The organism is Streptomyces sp. NPDC051217, from assembly GCF_044455465.1.
Classification (GTDB): Bacteria; Actinomycetota; Actinomycetes; order Streptomycetales; family Streptomycetaceae; genus Streptomyces.
Genome location: NZ_JBITEV010000005.1, coordinates 389,870 through 409,651 on the forward strand (window position 1 = coordinate 389,870; position 19,782 = coordinate 409,651).

General features: G+C 71.5%; 15 protein-coding genes and 1 pseudogene. 4 read left to right on the top strand and 12 right to left on the bottom strand.

What is annotated here, in order from left to right; all coding sequences use genetic code 11:
- Nucleotides 1-3 precede the first annotated feature (3 nt).
- From ACIBBB_RS15290 to ACIBBB_RS15315, 6 genes are all read right to left on the bottom strand, one after another.
- Nucleotides 4-1,011 (bottom strand): ImpB/MucB/SamB family protein, encoded by a 1,008-nt coding sequence (locus tag ACIBBB_RS15290; RefSeq protein WP_398981957.1) that lies wholly within the window; start codon nucleotides 1,009-1,011, stop codon nucleotides 4-6.
- A complete protein-coding gene (locus ACIBBB_RS15295) occupies nucleotides 1,008-4,460 on the bottom strand; it encodes a DNA polymerase III subunit alpha (RefSeq protein ID WP_398981959.1) in 3,453 nt (1,150 codons plus the stop codon). Before ACIBBB_RS15295 ends, ACIBBB_RS15290 begins: the two co-directional genes overlap by 4 nt.
- Before the next feature lie 439 nt (nucleotides 4,461-4,899).
- Nucleotides 4,900-5,985 carry a S1 family peptidase gene (locus ACIBBB_RS15300; RefSeq protein ID WP_398981961.1) on the bottom strand — a complete coding sequence of 362 codons (1,086 nt, stop codon included), beginning with the start codon at nucleotides 5,983-5,985 and terminating at the stop codon, nucleotides 4,900-4,902.
- Nucleotides 5,986-6,375: 390 nt separating this feature from the next.
- Complete coding sequence (locus ACIBBB_RS15305) at nucleotides 6,376-7,275, bottom strand: S1 family peptidase (RefSeq protein ID WP_398981963.1); 900 nt, start codon at nucleotides 7,273-7,275, stop codon at nucleotides 6,376-6,378.
- A 321-nt stretch (nucleotides 7,276-7,596) separates the two neighbouring features.
- Nucleotides 7,597-8,397, bottom strand: coding sequence for a DUF1684 domain-containing protein (locus ACIBBB_RS15310; protein ID WP_398981965.1), 801 nt, complete (start codon nucleotides 8,395-8,397; stop codon nucleotides 7,597-7,599).
- A 41-nt stretch (nucleotides 8,398-8,438) separates the two neighbouring features.
- On the bottom strand, nucleotides 8,439-9,650 hold the full coding sequence (locus ACIBBB_RS15315) for a DUF5685 family protein (RefSeq protein WP_398981967.1): 1,212 nt from the start codon (nucleotides 9,648-9,650) through the stop codon (nucleotides 8,439-8,441).
- Nucleotides 9,651-9,927: 277 nt separating this feature from the next.
- Between ACIBBB_RS15315 and ACIBBB_RS15320 the strand changes: the two genes are divergently transcribed.
- Nucleotides 9,928-10,362: a cell division protein SepF gene (locus ACIBBB_RS15320; protein ID WP_398981969.1), complete on the top strand. Its 435-nt coding sequence runs from the start codon at nucleotides 9,928-9,930 to the stop codon at nucleotides 10,360-10,362.
- 28 nt (nucleotides 10,363-10,390) lie between these two features.
- Here ACIBBB_RS15320 and ACIBBB_RS15325 read toward each other — a convergent pair whose 3' ends face one another.
- Both ACIBBB_RS15325 and ACIBBB_RS15330 read right to left on the bottom strand, forming a co-directional pair.
- Nucleotides 10,391-11,626 (bottom strand): acyl-CoA dehydrogenase family protein, encoded by a 1,236-nt coding sequence (locus ACIBBB_RS15325; protein ID WP_398981971.1) that lies wholly within the window; start codon nucleotides 11,624-11,626, stop codon nucleotides 10,391-10,393.
- Nucleotides 11,627-11,670: 44 nt separating this feature from the next.
- A complete protein-coding gene (locus ACIBBB_RS15330) occupies nucleotides 11,671-13,434 on the bottom strand; it encodes an MFS transporter (protein ID WP_398981973.1) in 1,764 nt (587 codons plus the stop codon).
- 437 nt (nucleotides 13,435-13,871) lie between these two features.
- Here ACIBBB_RS15330 and ACIBBB_RS15335 point away from each other — a divergent pair, with 437 nt between their 5' ends.
- Nucleotides 13,872-14,858, top strand: a complete 987-nt coding sequence (locus tag ACIBBB_RS15335; protein WP_398981975.1) for a phosphatase PAP2 family protein — start codon at nucleotides 13,872-13,874, stop codon at nucleotides 14,856-14,858.
- Nucleotides 14,859-14,936: 78 nt separating this feature from the next.
- On the opposite strand, the gene ACIBBB_RS15340 is transcribed toward ACIBBB_RS15335, so the two are convergent.
- The 4 genes and pseudogenes from ACIBBB_RS15340 to ACIBBB_RS15355 form a co-directional block, all read right to left on the bottom strand.
- Entirely contained in the window at nucleotides 14,937-15,152 is a 216-nt protein-coding gene (locus ACIBBB_RS15340) for an I78 family peptidase inhibitor (protein WP_189111692.1), read from the bottom strand.
- Between the two features lie 396 nt (nucleotides 15,153-15,548).
- A pseudogene (locus tag ACIBBB_RS15345) lies at nucleotides 15,549-15,917 on the bottom strand (helix-turn-helix transcriptional regulator); the annotation flags it as partial.
- Between the two features lie 64 nt (nucleotides 15,918-15,981).
- Nucleotides 15,982-16,788 (bottom strand): hypothetical protein, encoded by an 807-nt coding sequence (locus ACIBBB_RS15350; protein WP_398981978.1) that lies wholly within the window; start codon nucleotides 16,786-16,788, stop codon nucleotides 15,982-15,984.
- Nucleotides 16,785-18,068, bottom strand: coding sequence for a glycosyltransferase family 4 protein (locus tag ACIBBB_RS15355; protein WP_398981980.1), 1,284 nt, complete (start codon nucleotides 18,066-18,068; stop codon nucleotides 16,785-16,787). The genes ACIBBB_RS15350 and ACIBBB_RS15355 overlap by 4 nt, the downstream gene beginning before the upstream one ends.
- Before the next feature lie 305 nt (nucleotides 18,069-18,373).
- On the opposite strand from ACIBBB_RS15355, the gene ACIBBB_RS15360 reads away from it, so the two are divergent.
- Nucleotides 18,374-19,156: a hypothetical protein gene (locus ACIBBB_RS15360; protein WP_398981982.1), complete on the top strand. Its 783-nt coding sequence runs from the start codon at nucleotides 18,374-18,376 to the stop codon at nucleotides 19,154-19,156.
- A gap of 221 nt (nucleotides 19,157-19,377) precedes the next feature.
- The gene (locus ACIBBB_RS15365) at nucleotides 19,378-19,701 is read left to right on the top strand and encodes a hypothetical protein (RefSeq protein WP_398981984.1); all 324 of its coding nucleotides are present in this window, start codon (nucleotides 19,378-19,380) and stop codon (nucleotides 19,699-19,701) included.
- Nucleotides 19,702-19,782: the final 81 nt, after the last annotated feature.

The following is a 19,782-nucleotide window of genomic DNA, read 5'->3' on the forward strand; positions in this document are numbered from 1 at the left end:
GCGCTACTCGCGGTGCGGTGCGCGGTCGTTGGCCAGGGTGGCGGGATACAGGGCCCTCGGTCCGAAACGGTGGCGCGCGCGGTCCGCGGCCTTCTCCACCGTACGGGCGCGGGCGTCGCCCGGGTCCAGGGAGAGCTGGCGGGGAGCACCGCCGGCCGGCAGCAGGTCGTCGGCGCGGACCACGAAGGCGCGGACTCTCGCGCGTTGCAGCCCGAGCGCGGCCAGCAGGCCGAGAAGAGCCGCCGCGAGCGCGGGTGAGTGGTCGGTCGGCTCCGGGAGCGTACGGGTGCGTGTGGTGGAGCTGCGGTCGGCGTAGCGCACCGTGAGAGCGAGCCGGCCGGTGACCTGACTCTCACCGCGCAGGCGTTGGCCGATCTGGTCGGCGAGCCCCAGGACGGCCCGGTGGTGCCCTTCCGGGTCGAGGCAGTCCCGGTCCAGGACGAGATCGGCCACCAGATGTGCCGCCGGTTCCAGCGGGGTGACCGGGCGGGGGTCGTGGCCCCGGGCACGCTCGGCCAGCAGGCGGGCGGGACCGGCGCCGAGGAGGCGTTGCAGGGTGGCCGCGGGTGCGTCGGCGACCTGGCCGACCGAGTGCAGGCCGTACTTGCCGAGTGTGGTTGCCGTGGCGCGGCCGATCCCGGGCAGCGCGGTGACCGGGCGGGAACGCAGCCAGACGGCGGCCTGTTCGGCGGGTACCCAGGTGGCGTGGCCCGGCGCCGACGCGTCGGCCGCCATGGTGGCCAGCATGCGGTTGGCCGCGAGCCCCGCGCTGCTCTCGATGCCGTACAGGGCCATCAGCCGTAGCTGCGCCAGTTGGACCAGGTCGTAGGGGGACCGGTCGAAGTATCTGAGCGCGGAGGTCAGGTCGAGCTGGACGGCGTCGGGCGAGACCGTCTGGACATGGGGGGTGATGCCGGTCAGCAGGTCGGTCACGTCCGCGTGCTGTCCTTCGTCCGGTACGGCGTTCAGGTGCAGATGCAGGTGGGCGATGTACCGCGGGCGTGTGGTCATCCCGCGCTCCCCGGGCTGGTGTGGCCGAACTTCTTCAGGTCCGCCGAGCGGCTGCCGGGCGGCTGCAGATCGGCGTAGGGGTGCAGACGGGCGCCCGTGGTCCCGTTGGCGAGGGTCCGCCGCGGCTGGGCGGGGGTCGGGTGCGGGTGACTCGCGCCGAGCAGGGCGAGCGCGGCCTCGGGGCCGTTGTCGCGACGCGCGGCGGCGATCTCGTCCAGGTCCCAGACCATGGTGCCGACGATGGTGCGACGGGTACCGCGCACTTGTACGGTGCCGCGGACCAGCAGCAGTCCGCTGTGGAAGATGGTGTGCGCGCAGGCGGGGTGGGAGTCCTCGAAGAACGCCAGGTCGACCAGGCCGGAGCCGTCCTCCAGGGTGACGAAGATGATGCGTTTGCCGCTGGCGATCGGTGGGGTCTGGGTGGAGGCCCGTACTCCGGCGACAAGAACCTGCCGGCCCTGGCGGGCCTCCGCCAGGTGTGCCGCGTCGATCGCGCCGATCTCCCGCAGCAGCCGGTGGTGGTGCTCCATCAGGTGCTTGGAGACATCGATGCCGAGCGTGTTCAGCTCCGCGTTCAGGGCTTCGCGTCCGGTCATCTCCGGCAGTCCGCTCGGCCCGGCGCCTCCGACCGCGTCCGCGTGGATGGGCAGTTGGCCCTCGCCCGCGGACCGGACGCGGGACTGCCGGTGGAGTTCGGCGATCTGCAGCAGCAGGTCACGGCGGGTGAGGCGGCCGTCGTGGAGAGAGTTCAGGGCGCCTATCTCCGCGAGGCGTTCGGCGACCGGTCTGCTGGGACGGGCCCGCTGCCAGAAGTCCGACAGCGAGTCGTACGGCTGCCCCTCCTCGATCCGGGCGTACTCCTCCTCGCTGATTCCGTGCACGGCGGACAGCGCGAGCCGTACGCCCCACCGTTCTCCTTCGGTCCGCTCGACGGTGTGCTCCGTCCTGGACTGGTTGACGTCGACGGGCAGGAGGGGGACTCCGCGCCGGCGGGCGTCCGCGACAAGGACGCGCTTGGGCCACATACCGGGGTCGTGTTCGAGCAGTCCGGCCAGCAGGAACGCCGGGAAGTGCGCCTTCAGCCAGGCGCTCTGCAGGGCCGGTACGGCGAAGGCGACCGCGTGCGCGCGGCAGAAGCCGTAGGCGCCGAAGGCCTCGACGGTCTTCCACACCGCGTCGCGGACCCCGGAGTCGTAGCCCCGGGCGGTGGCCTGGCGATGGAACCAGTCCTTGATCCTGGGCAGCCGCTCCTTGTTGCCGAGCGCCCGCCGGGCGATCTCGGCCAGCGCGTAGTCGCAGCCGGTCATCACCGACAGAGTCTGGATGATCTGCTCGTGCCAGATGGTCACGCCGTAGGTGTCGGCGAGCACCGGTTCGAGGTCCGGATGGGCGTAGCCCGGGTCGCCACCGTGCCGGGCGGCGATGTACCGCTCCGGCATCCCCCCGGCGACCGGCCCCGGGCGGAAGAGACTGATGTCGGCGATGACGTCCTGCGGGTCGCGGGGCTGCAGCCGGGACAGCAGATCCTGCTGGCCGGGCGATTCGAGCTGGAACAGCCCCAGGGTCTGGCTCTGTTGGATGATCTTGAACGCGAACGGGTCGTCGAGCGGCACCTGCCGCTGGTCGTCCAGGTCGATCCGGTCGCCGGTCGCCCGTTCGATCTCGGCGACGGCATGGGCCATCGCGGACTGCATCCGCACTCCCAGGACGTCCAGTTTGATGTTGCCCAGCGCCTCGATCTCCTCCTTGGCCGCCATCGCCATCGGGTAGTTGCCCTGCGGGGTGGGCTGCACCGGCAACCGGTCCAGGAGCGTCGCGTCACTGATGACCACTCCGCAGGGGTGCATGGCCATGCCGTGGACCAGGGAGTCGAGGCCCTCGGCGAGTTCCCACAGTGGCCCGTACCGATCCGCCTCCGCCGCCAGCCCGCGCAGTTCGGGCAGTTCGGCGAGGGCTCCGGTGATGTCCGACGCCCGCAGGTGCGGGAAGCTCTTGGCGATCCGGTCGACGTCCGCGGGCGCGATCCCCAGCGCCAGGCCGGTGTCCCGCAGGGCCCGGCGGGCCCGGTAGGTCTCGGGCATCGCGGTGACCGCGACCCGTTCGCTGCCGAACCGGTCGAAGATCGCGTCGTAGCACTCCAGTCTCCTGGCGGATTCCACATCGATGTCGATGTCCGGGAGCGATGCCCTGCGCACGCTCAGGAAGCGTTCGAACAGCAGGCGGTGGTCGAGCGGGTTGGCCGTGGCGACGCCCAGCGCGTGGCAGACCATCGATCCCGCGCCCGAGCCACGGGCCGCGACCCGGATGCCCAGTTCCCGGATGTCGGCGACGACCTGGCCGACCGCGAGGAAGTACGAGTCGTAGTTCAGCGTGGAGATCACACCGAGTTCATCGTCCAGCCGGTCGAGCGCGGCACGGTCACGGTCCAGACCTCGCCGGACGAGCCCGTCCTCGCACCGCCGGCGCAGCACCCGCGCCGCGCCGTCGGCGCCGGGCTCGGCGCCGAACACCGCCGGTTCCGGAAAGCGCGGCGTGCCCAGGCTCAGGTCCGCCGCGGCGTCGACGGTGCAGATGGCCGCCGTGGCCGCGGTGTCCGCCAGCAGACGGTGCGCCCGCCGGCCGTCCGCTCCGGCGCATTCGGCGATCCGTCGCGCGATGTCCACCATCGCTCCCTCGTCCTTGAGCCAGCGGTGCCCGCCGTCCAGGTGGCGCCGGTCGATCGGCCTCAGCAGCCGCGCGGCGTCCAGGACATCGGCGAGCCGGTGCTGGTCCGGGTCGGCGTAGCGGACCGCGTTGGAGAGAACGGCGGTGGTGCCGGTGCGGTCGGCCAGGGCCAGGGTGCGGGCGGCCAGCCGCAGTGAGCCCGGCCCGGTGCCGGACCGCTCGTGCAGGACGGTCTCCAGCCGGATCCCGGATCCGAAGATCTCCCGCCACGGCGCCAGCAGCTTCGCCGCGCTGTCGTCCCGGCCCGCCGACAGCGCCCGTACCGGCTCCGAGAGCGGCCCGAGCAGCACGATCAACCCGGGCCCGCCGTGCTCCCGCAGCGCTTCCCACGGCACCACCGGCGGCGTGCCGGCGAGCGCGCCGACATGGGCGGCCGAGGTGATACGGCACAGCCGGGCCCACCCGGCGCGGTCCTGCGCGAGCAGGACGAACCGCAGGGGCGGCTCGATCACATGGGCGCCACCGCGTGTCGGGGTACGGCGGCGGCGCGCCGGAGGCGGCGGGGCGAGGGCCTCCACCGCCAGGTCGATCCCGAAGATCGGACGGACACCCTCTTCGGCGGCGGCCAGCGCGAACCGCACCGCACCGGTGACGGTGTCCCGGTCGGTGAGCGCGAGCGCCGGCTGGCCCCGCTCGGCCGCCCGCCGGACGAGGTGTTCGGGGTGGGCGGCGCCGTACCGGACGGAGTAGCCGGACGCGGCGTGCAGATGGGAGAAATGCCCCATGGCACACCTCCATCTCCACCCCATTCCAGCCATACGCCCGATACATCTATCGCACGTCCGTTCGATTACTCTAACTCCATCGCCCCTAGTCAGCGACCTGACTCGAACATGTGATCGACCTCGCGAGCCCTGAAACGGGTGGCCGAACAGCTATCACCCCGTCACTTCCACGAACATGAGACGAAGTTGGCGACGGCGACTTCCCGGCGCCTCGGCACCCGTACACCGCGATGAGCTTCGTCACCCTTCACGGGGCCCTCGAACACGGACTCCGGCCGTTCGACGAGCGCGGACCGGCGCGCCTTCGGCCCCACACACCGAAGCCGCCGGGGGCCTGTCCCAGCGGCTGCGCGCACACCGAAAAGCCCGGCCCGCCGATGACGGCGGGCCGGGCTTCTTGTTTCCGTACGGTCGGTCTGTCCGGCCGGTCGGCCGGGTGTCAGCCGATCTCGGCGCCGAACGCCGAGAGCGCCTCCGGGACCGGCTGGAAGAACGTCTCGCCGCCCGAGGAGCAGTCGCCGCTGCCGCCCGAGGTCAGGCCCAGCGCGGTGTCACCGGCGAAGAGCGAGCCGCCGCTGTCGCCGGGCTCGGCGCAGACCGTGGTCTGGATGAGTCCCTCGACGACGTCGCCGCCTCCGTAGTCCACGGTGGCGTCGAGCGCGGTGACCTCACCGTCGTGCACCTGGGTGGTGGAGCCGCTGCGCTCGACCGTCTGGCCGACGGTCGCGTCACCCGCCTGCGCGATGGCCTGCGTGCTGCCGTCGTACAGGTCGACCTCGCTCGGGTGCTCGGCGGAGCCGGTGTACTTGACGAGCGCGAAGTCGTTGCCCGGGAACTGCGAGTCCACCATGGAGCCGATCTCGGCGCCGCCGGCGGAGTCGGACCAGGAGCTGCCCGCCGTGCCGCAGTGGCCCGCGGTGATGAAGTGCGGCTCGCCGCCGACGACCACGTTGAAGCCGAGGGAGCAGCGGCCGCCACCGGAGTGGATGGCCTCGCCGCCGGCGATGAACTTCTTGAACTCGCCCGCGGTCTTCTTCAGTTCGGCCTTGGCGCCGAGCTTCTCCACAGCCTTGGTGAGCTTGTTCAGCGCGGCGCCCTTGACCGTACGGTCCGCGGTGACGACGACCTTGTTCGACACCGGGTCGACGGCCACGGCCGTACCGGGGGTGCTCGCCTTGCCCGTGAGGGAGCCGCGGGCGTCCTTCAGCTCGGCGAGGGAGTGCGTCACGACCTTCACCTTGGCGCCGGCCGCGCGGACGGCCTCGGCGGCCGTCGCGTCGATGACGTTGACGACCAGGGCCTTGGTCTCGCTGTCGTAGTACGAGCCTGCCGCGTCGGCGCCGAGGTCGCCGACAAGGGTGGATGCGAGCTTTCCGGCCGCGGGCGCCGACAGGGACTTCGCCGTCGCCGTGGTCGCGTCCTCACTGGCGTTCGCAGTCTGGAAGGAAATCCCGGCCACGACCAAGGCGGTGACGGCGCTGCCGGCGATCGCCACACGCTTCCTGGAAATGCGTCGGTGCTTCAACTGATACCTCCTGTGGGGGCCGCGTCATCGCATGTGGGGTGCGGTGACACGGAGGATGAGGCGCCCACTATTCCTAAACTCGCCAGTAGCACACAAGGTCGACTTCCGGACGTGCACACGACGGGTTCATTTCCCTCCCGACCCGTTCACGTGCGGAGGTCAGGGCCGTGACGGTTCCATTCGTAAACACTCGGTGCAATCACTTGTTCGGCGATGGGTGAGGACTAGTCCTGTCCTGAAACTGCCTCCCTGGCACGGGAGTTCACCGTGCGCGAGTTCGCCCCGCGAACGCGTCGAGTCCCCGCCCGGAGCTCACGGGCGGGGACTCGTCTCGGCTCAGCCGGTCAGGCCGGAGGCCAGGGTCGTGCTCGGGTCACGCTCAGACGGTGCTCAGGTGATGCTGACGCCGTACGCGTTCAGCGCCTCGACGACCGGCTGGAAGTACGTCGTACCGCCGGAGGAGCAGTTGCCGCTGCCGCCCGAGGTGAGGCCGATGGCGCGGCTGCCGGAGTAGAGCGGGCCGCCGCTGTCGCCGGGCTCGGCGCAGACGTTGGTACGGATCAGCCCGGAGACGATGTCGCCGCCACCGTAGTTGACCGTGGCGTTGAGGCCCTGGACGCTGCCGCTGCGGGTGCCGGTCGTGGAGCCGCGACGGGTCACCGACAAGCCCACCGTGGCGTTGGCCGCGCTGGTGATGTCGACGCTGCCGACGGTGCCGGGACGCGGGACCGAGGCGTTGGAGTAACGCACGATGCCGTAGTCGTTGCCCGGGAAGCTGGAGCCCGCCGTCGGGCCGATGAGGGTGGTGCGCGCCGAGTTGGTGTACCAGTTCGGGTTGCCCTCGGTGCAGTGACCGGCGGTCAGGAAGTAGTCGGTGGTGCCGCTGCGTACGTTGAACCCGGCGGAGCAGCGTCCGCTGGGCGAGTAGATCGCGTCGCCGCCGGAGAGGAGCTTGGAGAGCTTGCCGGGGGTCCGCTTGATCTCCAGGGCTCCGGCGTTGGTGCCTGCCTCGCGCTTGATCTCGGCGATCTCGGCCGCGCTGACGGTGGTGTCGGCCTCGACGACGAGGGCGTTGGTCGCCTTGTCGACATACCAGGCGGTGCCGGCCACGTCGGCACCCAGGACGGCGTCGCTCGCCGCCGTCAGCTGGTTCGCGCTGAAGGTCCCGGCCGTGTCGGCGCTCGCCGTGGGAACGGCGAGTGCCGCGGCGGCGACGAGACCGGTGGCGATGGCGAACAGCCGCGTATGTCTCGCAATACCACTGCGGGGGGTGGTGCGCTTGATCCTCACGTGTCGTTCCTCCGAAGGAATCTGGGGCCTGATTGGGTGGTCTGGCCCGTGAGGCGCAGTCAGAGACACGTCCGTATTCCGGATATGCCGTGCCCCTGACAAGCGCTGTGAGGGAGTATTGGATGGGCCAACTGACCGCGCAAGGGCGCCTTCCGGCCACCCCAGCGGCTGGAATAGCGCTTGAGCGTCCTGAAATCGTCGCCGGGGCGCGATCCACGCGGTGCCCACATGTCGGGATGACCCGTCCGTGCGGTACGGACCAAGGCCGTTCCAGGGGCACCGCCGGACCCACCGCAGGACCCGCCACCGAACCCGCGCGACTCAGCGGACGATGACGTTCCGCTCCCCCGCCGTGACCTCGAACGACAGCGTGTTCCCGGGCGGCGGGAGGGGGCAGATGAAGTGGTCGGCGAAGGCGCAGGGCGGCAGCAGGACCCGATTGAGATCGACGCTCACCGAGCCGTCCGCGGCCGGCGGCGCGGGCCGCAGAAAACGGAAGCGATAGCTGGTCAGCCCGCTGGTCCCGTCGGCGAAGACCGCCCAGAGGGACCCGTCGGGCTCCACCGCGGCCTGGAGCGTGTGCTCCGAACCGTCGACGGAGAAGGCGAGTTCACCCGTGAGCCCCAGACCGCGCTCGCGCCCGTCGGCGTTCTCCACGCGTACGGTGCGGCTCTCGTCGTACGGACGGAAGCGGCCCGGCAGCACCCACCGCTCGTCGTACGGCGTGGCCTCGACGGTCATGAACGCTCTGCGTGCGGGGGACTCCGGGTCGAAGTCACGTACCGCCCAGAGCCCTTCCCGGCGCATGACCACGAGCCTGCGTCCGCCGCAGGAGACGCGGGACTCGTCGATGGGACCCCGGTCGGCGGCCAGAACCACCTCGCCGGTCGGCGGCCGGCCGTCGACATCGAGCCCCTCGCCCGCCGTGGCGGTCAGCACCACACCGTCCCCACGTTCCCGCCACACTCCGGGCACGGCCGGAATTCGACCTTCCGGGTAGTCGGAGAGCCAGTGGGTGCCGGTCAGCGAGAGCGGTCCGTGCGGCGCCGCGACGGCGGCGATGCGTCGTTCGTGCCAGTTCGTCCAGTTGCGCACGGGATCCAGGTCAGTGTCTGTGCTCATGCCGAAGCAGCCTTCCACACGGGCGCCGCGGCGGCCGGAACTCAGCAGTCGCAACCGCAGTCGCAGCAGTCGCAGTCACAGTCCCGGCAGCAGCCCTCGCGCCTCTTGCGCGACCACGGGCCCTCGTACTCCTTGGCACAGCAGAGCTTGCAGGTGCAGCAGAGACCGATCGCCACCGCGCAGCCGGCCCAGAAGCCGCGCCGCTCCGGCCGGGGCGGCTGCGGAAGGGGGTCGGGCCCACCGCCGCCGGGGCCGCCGGGGTTGCCGCCGCCGTACGGGTTCCCGCCCGACGGATCGCCGCCCCCGTACGGATTGTTCGAGCCGTACGGATTCCCGCCCTGGCCTCCGTACGGATTTCCGCCGCCCTGGACGGACGCCTCCCCCACGTGCGAGCAGGACGACGTCCCGAAAGCGCGGTCTACGGAGGTACGCAGTTCGTGGGCGAGCAGCACATGCGCCAGCTTGTCGTCCACGAACTCCGCGTCGCGCAGCGCCAGCCGGATCCCGTGCAGCGCGTCGTCCGCGAGCCGCCGCGCCTCGGCGAGTGAGGTGCCGGTCGCCGTGAGCGGGTTCCAGGCACCCGACGCGGCGTCAGCGGTCTGGTCCTCCACGGCGTCCAGCAGATGGGCGAGCCGCCCGAAGAGCCGGCCCGCCTCGGCGAGCGGCGCCATGTTGCCCGGCCGGCCGGCGAGTACGGCGGTGTGCGCGAACGCGGCGGCCGTCGCCGTCTCGGTCGGCTCGGTGACGGCGAGCAGCGGGGTGCCGGGTCCGGCGAGCGCCTCGATGCCGGTCTGCCGGTCGACCGCGTCGACGAGCACCGCCGTGTCGAAGCCCAGCTCCGCGCCGGTCCGCGCGCCCGCGCGGTCCCAGCCGCCGGCTATCCGGCGCGCGGCGAACGCCACCGGCCGGCGCTTCAACACCCCGTCCCCGTCGGCGACGTGGTCCCGTACCTTCGCGGAGGCGAGCACCAGCGAGACAGCGGCCGCGAGGCGCGCTCCCTCGCCTTTCGCGACCGGAGCGGTTCGCATGCCGCGAAGTGGGCAGGGGCCAGCTGTGCGGCGCCATCCGGTGCCGCGCTCGGCCTGAGCCTCCGTCAGAACAGAGACGATCAGGCCGTCATAGTTGGTGACAATGCGGGAGAACTGTCCGTGGTCCGAGCGAAGTGCCAGGCAGAGCCCGCACAGATGAGCCATCCACGAGGCCTTGAGTCCTTCCGAGAGTCGGTGGCTGCAAGGCCTCACAATTCCGAACACGCTGGTTCCCCCGGGGTGTGGTTCGACGGTGCGCCTGGCATCGTATCGACCGGACGATTCACTCGTACGTCCCCATCGTCACCCGTCTGGCCGGACTTTCATATTTTCATTACGCCAGGGCCCGTACACAGGAAGAACCCTGACGAATCGCCATATCTTCTGCACCAGTACCGTCACGAATCCCCTGCGTGCCGACAATCCACTTGGCGCGCAATCCGCATCATGGACAACCATAGGGATGCGGAACCACAAGCGACCGCGGTGAAAGGAGGCGTCCATGGGATCGGTGCGCAAGGCGAGTGCCTGGCTGGGCCTCGTTGAGGACAACGACGAGCGTTACTACGACGACGAGTACTCCGAGGGTGCCGAGAGCAACGACACCTGGAAGACCGATCCGCGGGTGCGGATCGCCGCCGAGTCGGCTCCCGAACAGGACCGCAGGATCGCCACCGTCTCGCCGGAGAGCTTCCGGGACGCGCGTGGCATCGGCGAGCTCTTCCGGGAAGGCGTCCCGGTCATCCTGAACCTCACCGCGATGGAGCCCGCCGACGCCAAGCGCGTCGTCGACTTCGCCGCCGGTCTGATCTTCGGTCTCCGTGGCTCGATCGACCGCGTCGCCACCCGGGTCTTCCTCCTGACCCCCGCCGACACCGAGATCGTCAGCGGGGAGTCGAAGGCACACGGCCGGGACGGCTTCTTCAACCAGAGCTGAGCGAGGTACTCACCGGGTCACCCCCCGGTCACCGGAAGGCGTCGAGACCGGTGAGTGCCTTGCCCAGCACGAGCTGGTGCATCTCGACGGTGCCCTCGTAGGTGAGCACCGACTCCAGATTCGTGGCGTGGCGCATCACGGGATATTCGAGCGAGATCCCGTTGGCCCCGAGGATCGTCCGCGAGGTGCGGCAGATCTCGATCGCCTCCCGCACATTGTTGAGTTTGCCGAAGCTGACCTGCTCGGGGAGGAGCCTCCCCGCGTCCAGGCGCCGGCCGAGATGGTGTGCGAGCAGGATCCCCTTGTGCAGTTCGAGCGCCATGTCGGCGAGTTTGGCCTGGGTGAGCTGGAAGCCGCCGATCGGCCTGCCGAACTGTTCGCGGGTCTTCGCGTAGTCCACCGCCGACTCGAAACTGGCGCGCGCCGCCCCCATCGAGCCCCAGACGATCCCGTAGCGGGCGTGGCTCAGACAGCTGAGGGGACCGCGCAGACCGGTCACCCCGGGGAGTACGGCGTCGGCCGGGAGCCGTACCTCGTCCATGACCAGCTCGCTGGTGACCGACGCGCGCAGCGACCACTTGTGCTTGATCTCGGGCGCCGAGAAGCCGGGGCTGCCGGCCGGTACGAGAAAGCCGCGGATGCCCTCCTCCGTCCGCGCCCAGACCACGGCGACTCCCGCGACCGACCCGTTGGTGATCCACGTCTTGCGGCCGGTGAGCAGCCAGTCGGTGCCGTCGCGCTTGGCGTACGTGCGCATCCCGGCCGGGTCGGAGCCGTGGTCGGGTTCGGTGAGACCGAAGCAGCCGATGATCTCGCCGGCCGCCATGCCGGGCAGCCACCGCTGCTTCTGCTCCTCGGAGCCGAACCGGTGGATCGCGTACATCGCGAGGGAGCCCTGTACGGAGACGAGCGAACGGATGCCGGAGTCGGCGGCTTCCAGCTCCAGACAGGCGAGGCCGTACTGGACGGAGCTGGCCCCCGCGCAGCCGTAGCCCTGGAGCGACATGCCGAGAGCGCCGAGGGAGCCGAGCTCACGGCTGAGCTCACGGATTTCGGGCAGCTCGCCGCGCTCGTACCACTCGGCGATGTGCGGCATGACCCGGTCGGTGGCCCAGGAGCGCATGGTGTCGCGGACGGCCAGGTCCTCGGGCTCCAGCAGATCGTCGAGGCCGAGGGGGTCGCGGGGATCGAAGGGCGGACGTTTCGAGGACGACGGCTTCGAGGAGGACGGCTTCGGCGCCGAGGGTGCTGAGGATGCGGACATGAGGGCTGCCTCCGGCGGCTCGCGGATCAGTAAAACTAGCAGCGCTAGTTACGCTCGGCGCCGACATTACGGCGCAGGGCCGGGACCCGTCCAGAGTCCCCGCCGCGCGCGGAGCCCCGGCCTCCGGGGACAGCGGCCCCGACCGCCGCGCCGTCCGTCCCCGCGCCGTCCGTCCCCGCACCGTCGCGCGGCGCCGGTATGCCCGTCCCCGCCGGGTCCACCGGATCCGCGGCCTCCCCGCGGGGAGGTGCGCCGCAGTCCATCACCCGGGGCAGCCGCAGCGCCGCCACCGCGCCGAGCAGCAGCAGGGCCGCGCTGACCAGGAGCGTGACATGCAGACCGTGCACGAAGGACTGACGCGCCGCGATACGCAGGGCTTCCCCCGTCGGACCACCCAGCTGGGCGGCCACGTGGTACGCCTCCCCCAGCGAGTGGGAGGCGGCCGACCCCGCCGCCTCCGGCACCCCGTCGACCGCGCCCGACGACAGGCCGGGCGCGTACGCCGCGTTCATGACGCTGCCGAGCAGCGCGATACCCATGCCCGCGCCGAGCTGGTACGACGTCTCGCCGATGGCGGCGGCGCCACCCGCCTGCTCGGGCGGTGCCTCGCTGAGCATCGACTCGTACGCGCCGAAGAGCGTGGACTGCAGACCGAAGCCGAGCAGCACGAAGGCCGTCGTCAGCAGCGCCGGCCGGTCGTGGTCGCCCATCATCACCAGCAGCAGTACGGCGCCCGCGGTGAGGACGAAACCGCAGGCGACCATCCGGCGCGGGCCGACCGCGCGCAGGGTGTACGACCCGGTGGCCCCGGCCGCCATGGCGGCGAAGGTGAGCGGCAGCAGCCGCAGTCCGGTCTCCAGCGGGCTGAGCCCGAGCACCAGCTGGAGGTACTGCACGGCGATCAGCTCCAGGCCGACCAGCGCGAGCATGGCGAGGACGATGCAGCCGACGGACGTGGAGAAGGCCGGCCGGGCGAACATCCGTACATCTATGAGCGGATGCTTCCGGCGTTTCTGCCGTCGTACGAAGAGGAAGAGCAGGACCGCCCCGAGCAGCAGTGGGCCGAAGGTCTTGACGTCGAGCATCGAGGCGCCGGCGCCGAGGCGCTTGACCCCGAGGACCGCGCCGAGCACCCCGGCCGCCGCCATCAGCGCGCCGGCCACGTCCCAGGGGCCTTCGCAGCCGCCCTTCGACTCGGGCAGCAGGAAGCGGGCGACGGGGAGGATCAGCGCCATCAGCGGCACATTGATCAGGAAGACCGAACCCCACCAGAAGTGTTCGACGAGGAACCCGCCGAGCACCGGCCCGGTCGCGGCGCCGACGGCCGCCACGGCCGTCCAGATGCCGATCGCCATGGCGCGCTCGCGCCGGTCGGGGAAGACGGCACGGAGGATGGAGAGCGTGGCGGGCATGATCATCGCACCGCCGACGCCCAGCAGGGCGCGGGAGGCGATCAGCATGCCGGGCGACGCGGCGAGGGCGGCGGCCACCGATGCCAGTCCGAAGATGCCGTAGCCCATGAGCAGGACCCGGCGCCGGCCGATGCGGTCCCCGAGGGTGCCGAAGAGGATCAGCAGCGCGGCGCAGACCAGCGGATAGGCGTCCACGATCCACAGCAGTTCGACGCCGCTGGGGCGCAGGTCCTCGGTGACGGCGGGGATGGCGACGTGCAGCACGGTCGCGTCGAGCGCGACGAGCAGCAGACTGACGCAGAGGACGACCAGGACGGCCCACCGGTTGACGCCGTCGCCGTGACCGCCGCCGACGGCGGCACGCAGGCGCGCTCCGGCCGTGGTGGTCCCGGACATCTACCTACCTCCCAATGATTCTCGCGCTCGGTGGACCAGCCGGGGACGGTGGCGGTCCCCCGGGGCGGCCCGGCATCGACGGGCGAGTGCCGGACAGAGTACGCGAGTTCCTCCGCCCCGAACGTGGCCCAGGTCACCCGCCGGACGTCGAAGTGTGGCGTACGGGGACGGGCCTCGGGCGGCCGGGGGGTCACCTCGGCGCGGTCAAGCTTCGGTCAAGCGGCCGGAAAATTCCGTGCGACGCCACGGTGAACTAATTCTGTTTTGCAGATAGACAGTTACCGGAGCCCTGCCACGGGCAATAGGGCGGAAGGTCACAGGAAATTGCGGAACCGCCTCGGATAAACAGCGATCCGAGACACACTCCACATCACATCGTCATCACAAAGAGACTGGAACGACCGAGTCGGCCGTTCACTCGCTGTAACGTCGATTGGGTGCGTACCGACATCTTCGCCCGACTGGACCGGGAGCCGGAGCCGCCGAAGATAGAGATCCCGCGGATGAGCCGTACCCGCGCGACCCTCTTCGGCGGGACTTTGGCGATCTATCTCGCCATCGTCGTCGCCGTCCTCGCCTCGTCCTGGCTGGTGGTACTCGACTGGAAGATCATGCTGTTCCGGCCGTACCAGCAGTGGCAGCAACTGCACGCCTTCCTCGACTACTTCGTGGTGCTCGGCCAGCGCGGCCCCACCGCCGTGATGATCGCCGCCTGGCTGGGGTGGCGGTCCTGGCGCCAGCACACGCTGCGTCCGCTGCTGGTTCTCGGCGCGTCGTTGCTGCTGCTCAACGTGACCGTGGGCGCGGTGAAGCTCGGCCTCGGCCGGCTCGGCCCGCACTACGCGACGCAGATCGGATCGGCCGAACTCTTCGCGGGCGGCGACATATTCCCCTCAGGACACACCGCGAACGCCGTGGTGACGTGGGGCATCCTGGCCTATCTGGCCACCACGCCACGGGCCAGGCGCTATCTGTCGATCGGGTCGTCCGTGGTCGCCCTCGGGGTCGGCGCGACAACCGTGTATCTGGGTACGCACTGGCTGAGCGACGTGCTGCTCGGCTGGGTCGCCGGTCTGCTGATCCTGCTCGCCCTGCCCTGGTTCGAGCCGACGATCGCCCGTACGGAGGCGGCGGTATTCACCCTGCGTGAGCGGTGGCGCGAGCGGCGCAGGACGGTGTCCGAGCCGGCCGCGGCCGGCGAGCCCTGGCCCGTGATAGTCCCTCAACTCCCGGCGCAGGAGGGCGAGGACGCCGGCCGTTCGACCGTCGGCACCGCGCACTCGGGACGCAACGCGACCGGCAGGAACACCACCTCGCAGCTCACCCAGCCCCGCCCGCACGCCACGGCGCGCTCGGAACGGACACCGACCACCCCGGCGGGCAGCCGCCGTCCACCGCGCTCACGGCCGGTGACGGGCGGCTGAACTCCCAGGTCATGGCAGCGGAAGACCCCGGCGCGCGCGCCGGGGTCTTCCCGCTTGTGAGCCCTCGTACGGGCGGGTTCAGCCGAGCCAGCAGCGGATGACGGTGTCGTTCTCGACCTCGAAGTTCAGCCGCCCCTGCAGGAACTCCAGGGTGATGATGGCGCCGGGCGGCAGCGCCCTGACGGTGGTCCAGCCGCGCTCGCGTGCGATGCGCTCGGCCTCGACGGCGGTGAGGCCCACATAGGAGTCGGGCGCGTCGTCGGGCTGTGCGGGAGGTGTCGGTATCGATGCCATACGGCTCAGCCTAGGGGGTGTCGGCTCTCCCGGCCCGGTCGGCGGGCGACGTCGGACGGTGACGGAAGTGGTGAGTGGGGCGGCTGCCCGGTCACCGTCCCCACTCACTCGCGTACGACAGCGGTCACACTTGTGTCACAGGATCACGACATGTGTTCGGTGACTCCCCGGTGCCTTCCGGGGGCCGTACACACATCGGCTGTAAGTAAGCGATAAGCAATTCGGCAGACTCGAAGATCACCGTATTTTCCATGCCCCGAATTCCCCCGTTCGACGGGCCTCCGGTAATTGACACGCGGTGTGGAATTAACCTCCGCCTCGCACAATCACGGGCGGTACGACACGTTCCGGATGTCGGTGATCGCGGTCACTCCCGTCCCCTTGTTACGGAGCGTCCCCCAGCGCCCGGGAAAGGCGGTCACGCGCCGTCCTCATGTACGCGGTCAGCTCCTGCGGTTCGACCACCTCGAAGTCGACGCCGTCGATGCCGTTGCCCGCTGCCGTACGCAGCCCGACGGCGACGGCGACGGCCTCCTCGTCGTCCAGCAGCAGCGGTGGCAGTTCGGCCCCGGCGCCGAGCCGGTAACCGCCGCCGGTGCCGGGGCCGGCGTTCACCGGGTAGCCCAGCTCAGGGAGCCGGTCGACGTCGCGCCGTACGGTGCGCGGTGACACCCCGAGGCGTTCGGCCAGCTCGGGGCCGGACCATTCGCGGTGGGCCTGGAGCGGGGAGAGCAGACGCAGGAGTCGGGCCGAGGTGTCCAGCATGCGGAGATCCTGTCAGCTGTCGAGGACAGGATCTGTCCGCATGGGGGGGGACGGGCCGGGGTGATCAGTTCCGTGGGTCCAGGCGTACGTGGAGGTTGTTGTCACCCGAGTAGCAGGGGGCGGCCAGCCAGCCGTCCGCCCGGTACACCGGGTAGACATGGATGCTCTTGCGGTCCCATACGTCGTCGAGGATCCGGGAGAGGCGGACGGGGTCCGCGCCGTGCGCGGGCAGCAGCCACAGGTCCCACAACTGCCGTGCGGTGACGGCCGGTTCGGCCAGTTCCTCGTACGGCAGCGTGAAGCTGAAGGCGCCGTCCGCACCGCCGGTCAGGGGGACCCGGTGCGTGCGGGGCGCCGCGGCCGTCCCGCTCCCCCCGCAACGGCTCGCGTTCCGCCGCGCCTCGACCCCCGCGCCGTCTCCCGCCCCGGCGCCGTACAGCACGCCCCGTACGGTCATCGCGCCGTCCGCCAGGTCGATCGCCCCGGCCTCCGCGTGCGGTGCCCGGACCCAGCAGCGCAGCGCGAGACGGCCGTCGGCGGTCGGGTACGGGACGCGGACGGTGACCGGACCCTCACCGGGGACCCGGTCGACGAGCGCGCGTACGTCCCTGGTGCCGGGCCGGACGGGCTGTCCGTCGCGGTCGCCCGGCTCCGCGACGTGGACGATGTCCCAGCGGCCCTCGGCGAGCGGGGTGGCGCGGTCCAGTACGGCGTGCGGCCCGGTCATCGGCAGGCGGACCTCGTCGGCCCGCGCGGCGCCACCGCGCCGCCGCAGCACCAGCTCCGTACCGGCGGCTCCCGTCGTTCCGGCCAGTTCGAAGGCGACGGTGCCTGCCGCGTCGGCCGTGCAGTGTGCGACGAGGGCGCTCATGCGGTCCTCCCCTTGCGGACGGCGGCCGCCGCCAGTTCGCGCACCGTGTGCGCGCCTCCCACGAGGAGGCCACGGCCGCGCCGTACGGTGCCGCGCACCGTCGCCCGCGGCCCCCCGTTCCGGCCCCGGGCGACCAGATCGGCGTACAGCGCCTCGTGGCGCTCGGCGATCCGCGCCGGATCGAACCGGGCGGACGACTTCAAGGCCGCCAGGCCCGTACGCCGCCGCAGTTCGTCGTCCTCGATCAGGGTGAGGAGTCCGTCGGCGATCGCGTCCACGTCACCGACCGGCACCAGCCGGCCGTCGACCCCGTCCTCGATGATCTCGCCGGGCCCGTGCGGGCAGTCGGTGGAGACGACGGGTACGCCGCAGCGCATCGCCTCGACGATGGTCATGCCGAAGGATTCGACGCTCGATGTCACGACCGCGATCGAGCCCTTGACCCACTCGGGCTCCAGCGGGTTCGCCGTACCCATCAGCTGTACGTGGTTGTAGAGGCCGCGCTCGTCGATCAGGGCGCGCAGCGCGTCGCGTTCGTCGCCGGTCGCGTCGCCCGCCCCGTAGATCCGCAGCCGCCAGTCCGGCCGCGCGGCCACCACCTTGGCGAAGGCCGTGATCAGCAGGTCGTAGCGCTTGACCGAGGTCAGTCTGCCCGCCGCCACGACCCACTTCCCGGTGGAGTCGGCGGGGGCGACCGTGGGCTCGGGCACACTGCCCGGCACCGCGTCGATCCGTACACCGGGCAGCCGCAGCCGGGTGCGGTAGGCGCGCGCGTCGGCCTCGGTGACGGTGGTGACGGCGTCGAGCAGCACGTACCGGTGGGCGATCTCGCGGCGCAGCCGGTGACTGTGGGTGTTCAGCGTCAGGTGTTCCTGGCCGACCCGGACCGGGCCGCGCCCGGTCTGCCGGGCGATGTGGCAGTTGAGACCTGGGCGCGTGCCGACGACGACATCGGCCGTCAGCGACCGCAGATGCTCGGCGATACGGGTGTCCGTGAGCCGGCTGTACTGCTTGTGCCGTCCGTCGCCGCGCGGGAAGACGGTGGCGGGCCGGGCCATGTCGGGGTGGCCGCCGTCGTAGTCCGGGCTGTTCTTGCGCAGATCGACGAGATGGCGGAGCAGGACGCCTTCCGGCGGGCTCAGCGTCGGCTCGTCGCGGTGGCGGAAGACCGAGACGATCTCGACGTCGTGCCGCGCGGCGAGCGCCCGCGTGAGATTGAACGTGGTGCGGATCGTTCCGCCGACGCCGAACGCGTTGTGGAGCAGAAAAGAGATGTGCATGGGCTGCGGTGTCTCCCTGGTCAAACTGGAGCGACTGTAGGCCGGGAACCGGCCCGCCCCGGCGCCCGCGCGAGCGGCGCCGTCGGCCGCGCGCCGGGTGCGGCGGCGTCGTCGCACCGTGGCGCAGCACGGCGGCGGCTCCCGCGCGGCAGGGCGGGGGCGGCCGGAAGCTTCACCCGTACGTGCGAGCCTGGCTGGTGGTTCGATTCGCCCGGCTTCGCGCGTGACCCCGGCGACAGCTCACCCGTTGTCTCTTTACGAGCCGGGAACAGCCCGGCCCACGCACCGAGTTCGAGGAGCCACCCGTGCCGCGCATGCTCGACGTCAGCGCAGACGTACGCGCCGAGATCGGCGACGAAGAAGCCGATCGCCTGCTCGTCGGCGAGAACTCCCCGGGCAGCTACGACTGCACTTCCTGCCGTACCCCGGGCGACTCCGAAACCGAACGCACCAGCACGGTGCTGTTCATCGGCGAGGAGACCGCTGTCCTCGCCTTCGCCCACGCCACCTGCATCCCCTCCCAGGTCGTCAAGGTGGCCGAGGACCAGCTCCAGGGCGCCGTCCGCAGCATCACCGGCGGCGAACCCCAGGCGGCGGCGCCGGGCACCGGCGGCGACCAGGCCGTCCTCGGTGTCACCAGCGGTCTGGTCCTGATCGACAACCAGCTGCACCCCGCCCTGGTCGTCGAACCGACCGGACCCATCGCCCGGCCCGGCTCGGCCGGCGAGGAGGACGAGTTCCTGCCGCTCCTGGTGGAGCAGGGCTTCCAGCCGGTCGGCGATCTGAGCCGGGCTCCGGGCGCACTGTCCGGCTGGTCGGTGCTGCTCGCCATGGGCCAGCTGCACGCGGTCCTCCAGCCCGGTACGGGCGGTGGCACCCCGGTCGCCTGGTGGCAGGCCCACCAGCCGCTCCAGGTCACCGGCGACTGGCGGGCCGCCGCCAACAAGTCGCGTACCGTCCTCGTCTTCGCCGCGCCGGTCGGCTCGATCGGGCAGCAGCCGCGGGAGGACCTGCTGCGTGACGCGCTGGACAAGGCGGCGGCCAACGGCCGCCTGGTGGCGGCGGCGATGCCGCTGGCCGGCACGTGACGGACGACGGACCAGCCCCTTCGGAGGAGTACCGGGCCGGGGACCACCGGGCCGGGGACCACCGGGCCGGGGAGCGCCACGAGGGGCAGCACCGCGGCGAGGAGCGGGAGCGTGCCGAGGGCCCGGCCCACACCCCCGACGGCTCCTCCGCCCAGCCCTCCCGACCAGCATTTTCGCCGGTCAGGCCGCATCCGACGGACGGCGGGTTCGTTGGCACCTACGTGCACTCATACGACCGTTCCCACCAGCAGTACCAGCCCCAGGTCCCCGCGATGCGCCCGGCCCAGGACCCTCCGGCCGGGTACTCGTCCGGATACTCGGCCACGCCGATCTACGACGCCCTGTACTCCGAGTATCTGCGGTCGTTCAGGACACTGCCGGGCGACCGGAGCGGTGAGGAGGGCCTGGGCTTCACCGCCTTCGGCACGGGGATGCACGGGTCCTCCTCGGGCCAGCAGGCCCCGTTCACCTGGCAGAGCGGACGGCAGTACCCGGGAGGCCGCCCGCAGATGGCCCTGCCACCGGCGCCCCGCCGGGGCATGTGACCGGCCGGGCCCTGACCCGGTCGTAGCGGTACGCAGAAGCCGGTGGGCCGGCGCGGATGTCGTCCGCGCCGACCCACCGGC

What these genes read in the sequence shown, in the direction of transcription:
- ACIBBB_RS15310 (WP_398981965.1), bottom strand. Translation starts at nt 8,397, where the DNA reads ATGAGCACAGACACTGACCTGGATCCCGTGCGCAACTGGACGAACTGG.
- ACIBBB_RS15355 (WP_398981980.1), bottom strand. Translation starts at nt 18,068, where the DNA reads ATGCACATCTCTTTTCTGCTCCACAACGCGTTCGGCGTCGGCGGAACG.
- ACIBBB_RS15350 (WP_398981978.1), bottom strand. Translation starts at nt 16,788, where the DNA reads ATGAGCGCCCTCGTCGCACACTGCACGGCCGACGCGGCAGGCACCGTC.
- ACIBBB_RS15320 (WP_398981969.1), top strand. Translation starts at nt 9,928, where the DNA reads ATGGGATCGGTGCGCAAGGCGAGTGCCTGGCTGGGCCTCGTTGAGGAC.
- ACIBBB_RS15330 (WP_398981973.1), bottom strand. Translation starts at nt 13,434, where the DNA reads ATGTCCGGGACCACCACGGCCGGAGCGCGCCTGCGTGCCGCCGTCGGC.
- ACIBBB_RS15290 (WP_398981957.1), bottom strand. Translation starts at nt 1,011, where the DNA reads ATGACCACACGCCCGCGGTACATCGCCCACCTGCATCTGCACCTGAAC.
- ACIBBB_RS15295 (WP_398981959.1), bottom strand. Translation starts at nt 4,460, where the DNA reads ATGGGGCATTTCTCCCATCTGCACGCCGCGTCCGGCTACTCCGTCCGG.
- ACIBBB_RS15340 (WP_189111692.1), bottom strand. Translation starts at nt 15,152, where the DNA reads ATGGCATCGATACCGACACCTCCCGCACAGCCCGACGACGCGCCCGAC.
- ACIBBB_RS15325 (WP_398981971.1), bottom strand. Translation starts at nt 11,626, where the DNA reads ATGTCCGCATCCTCAGCACCCTCGGCGCCGAAGCCGTCCTCCTCGAAG.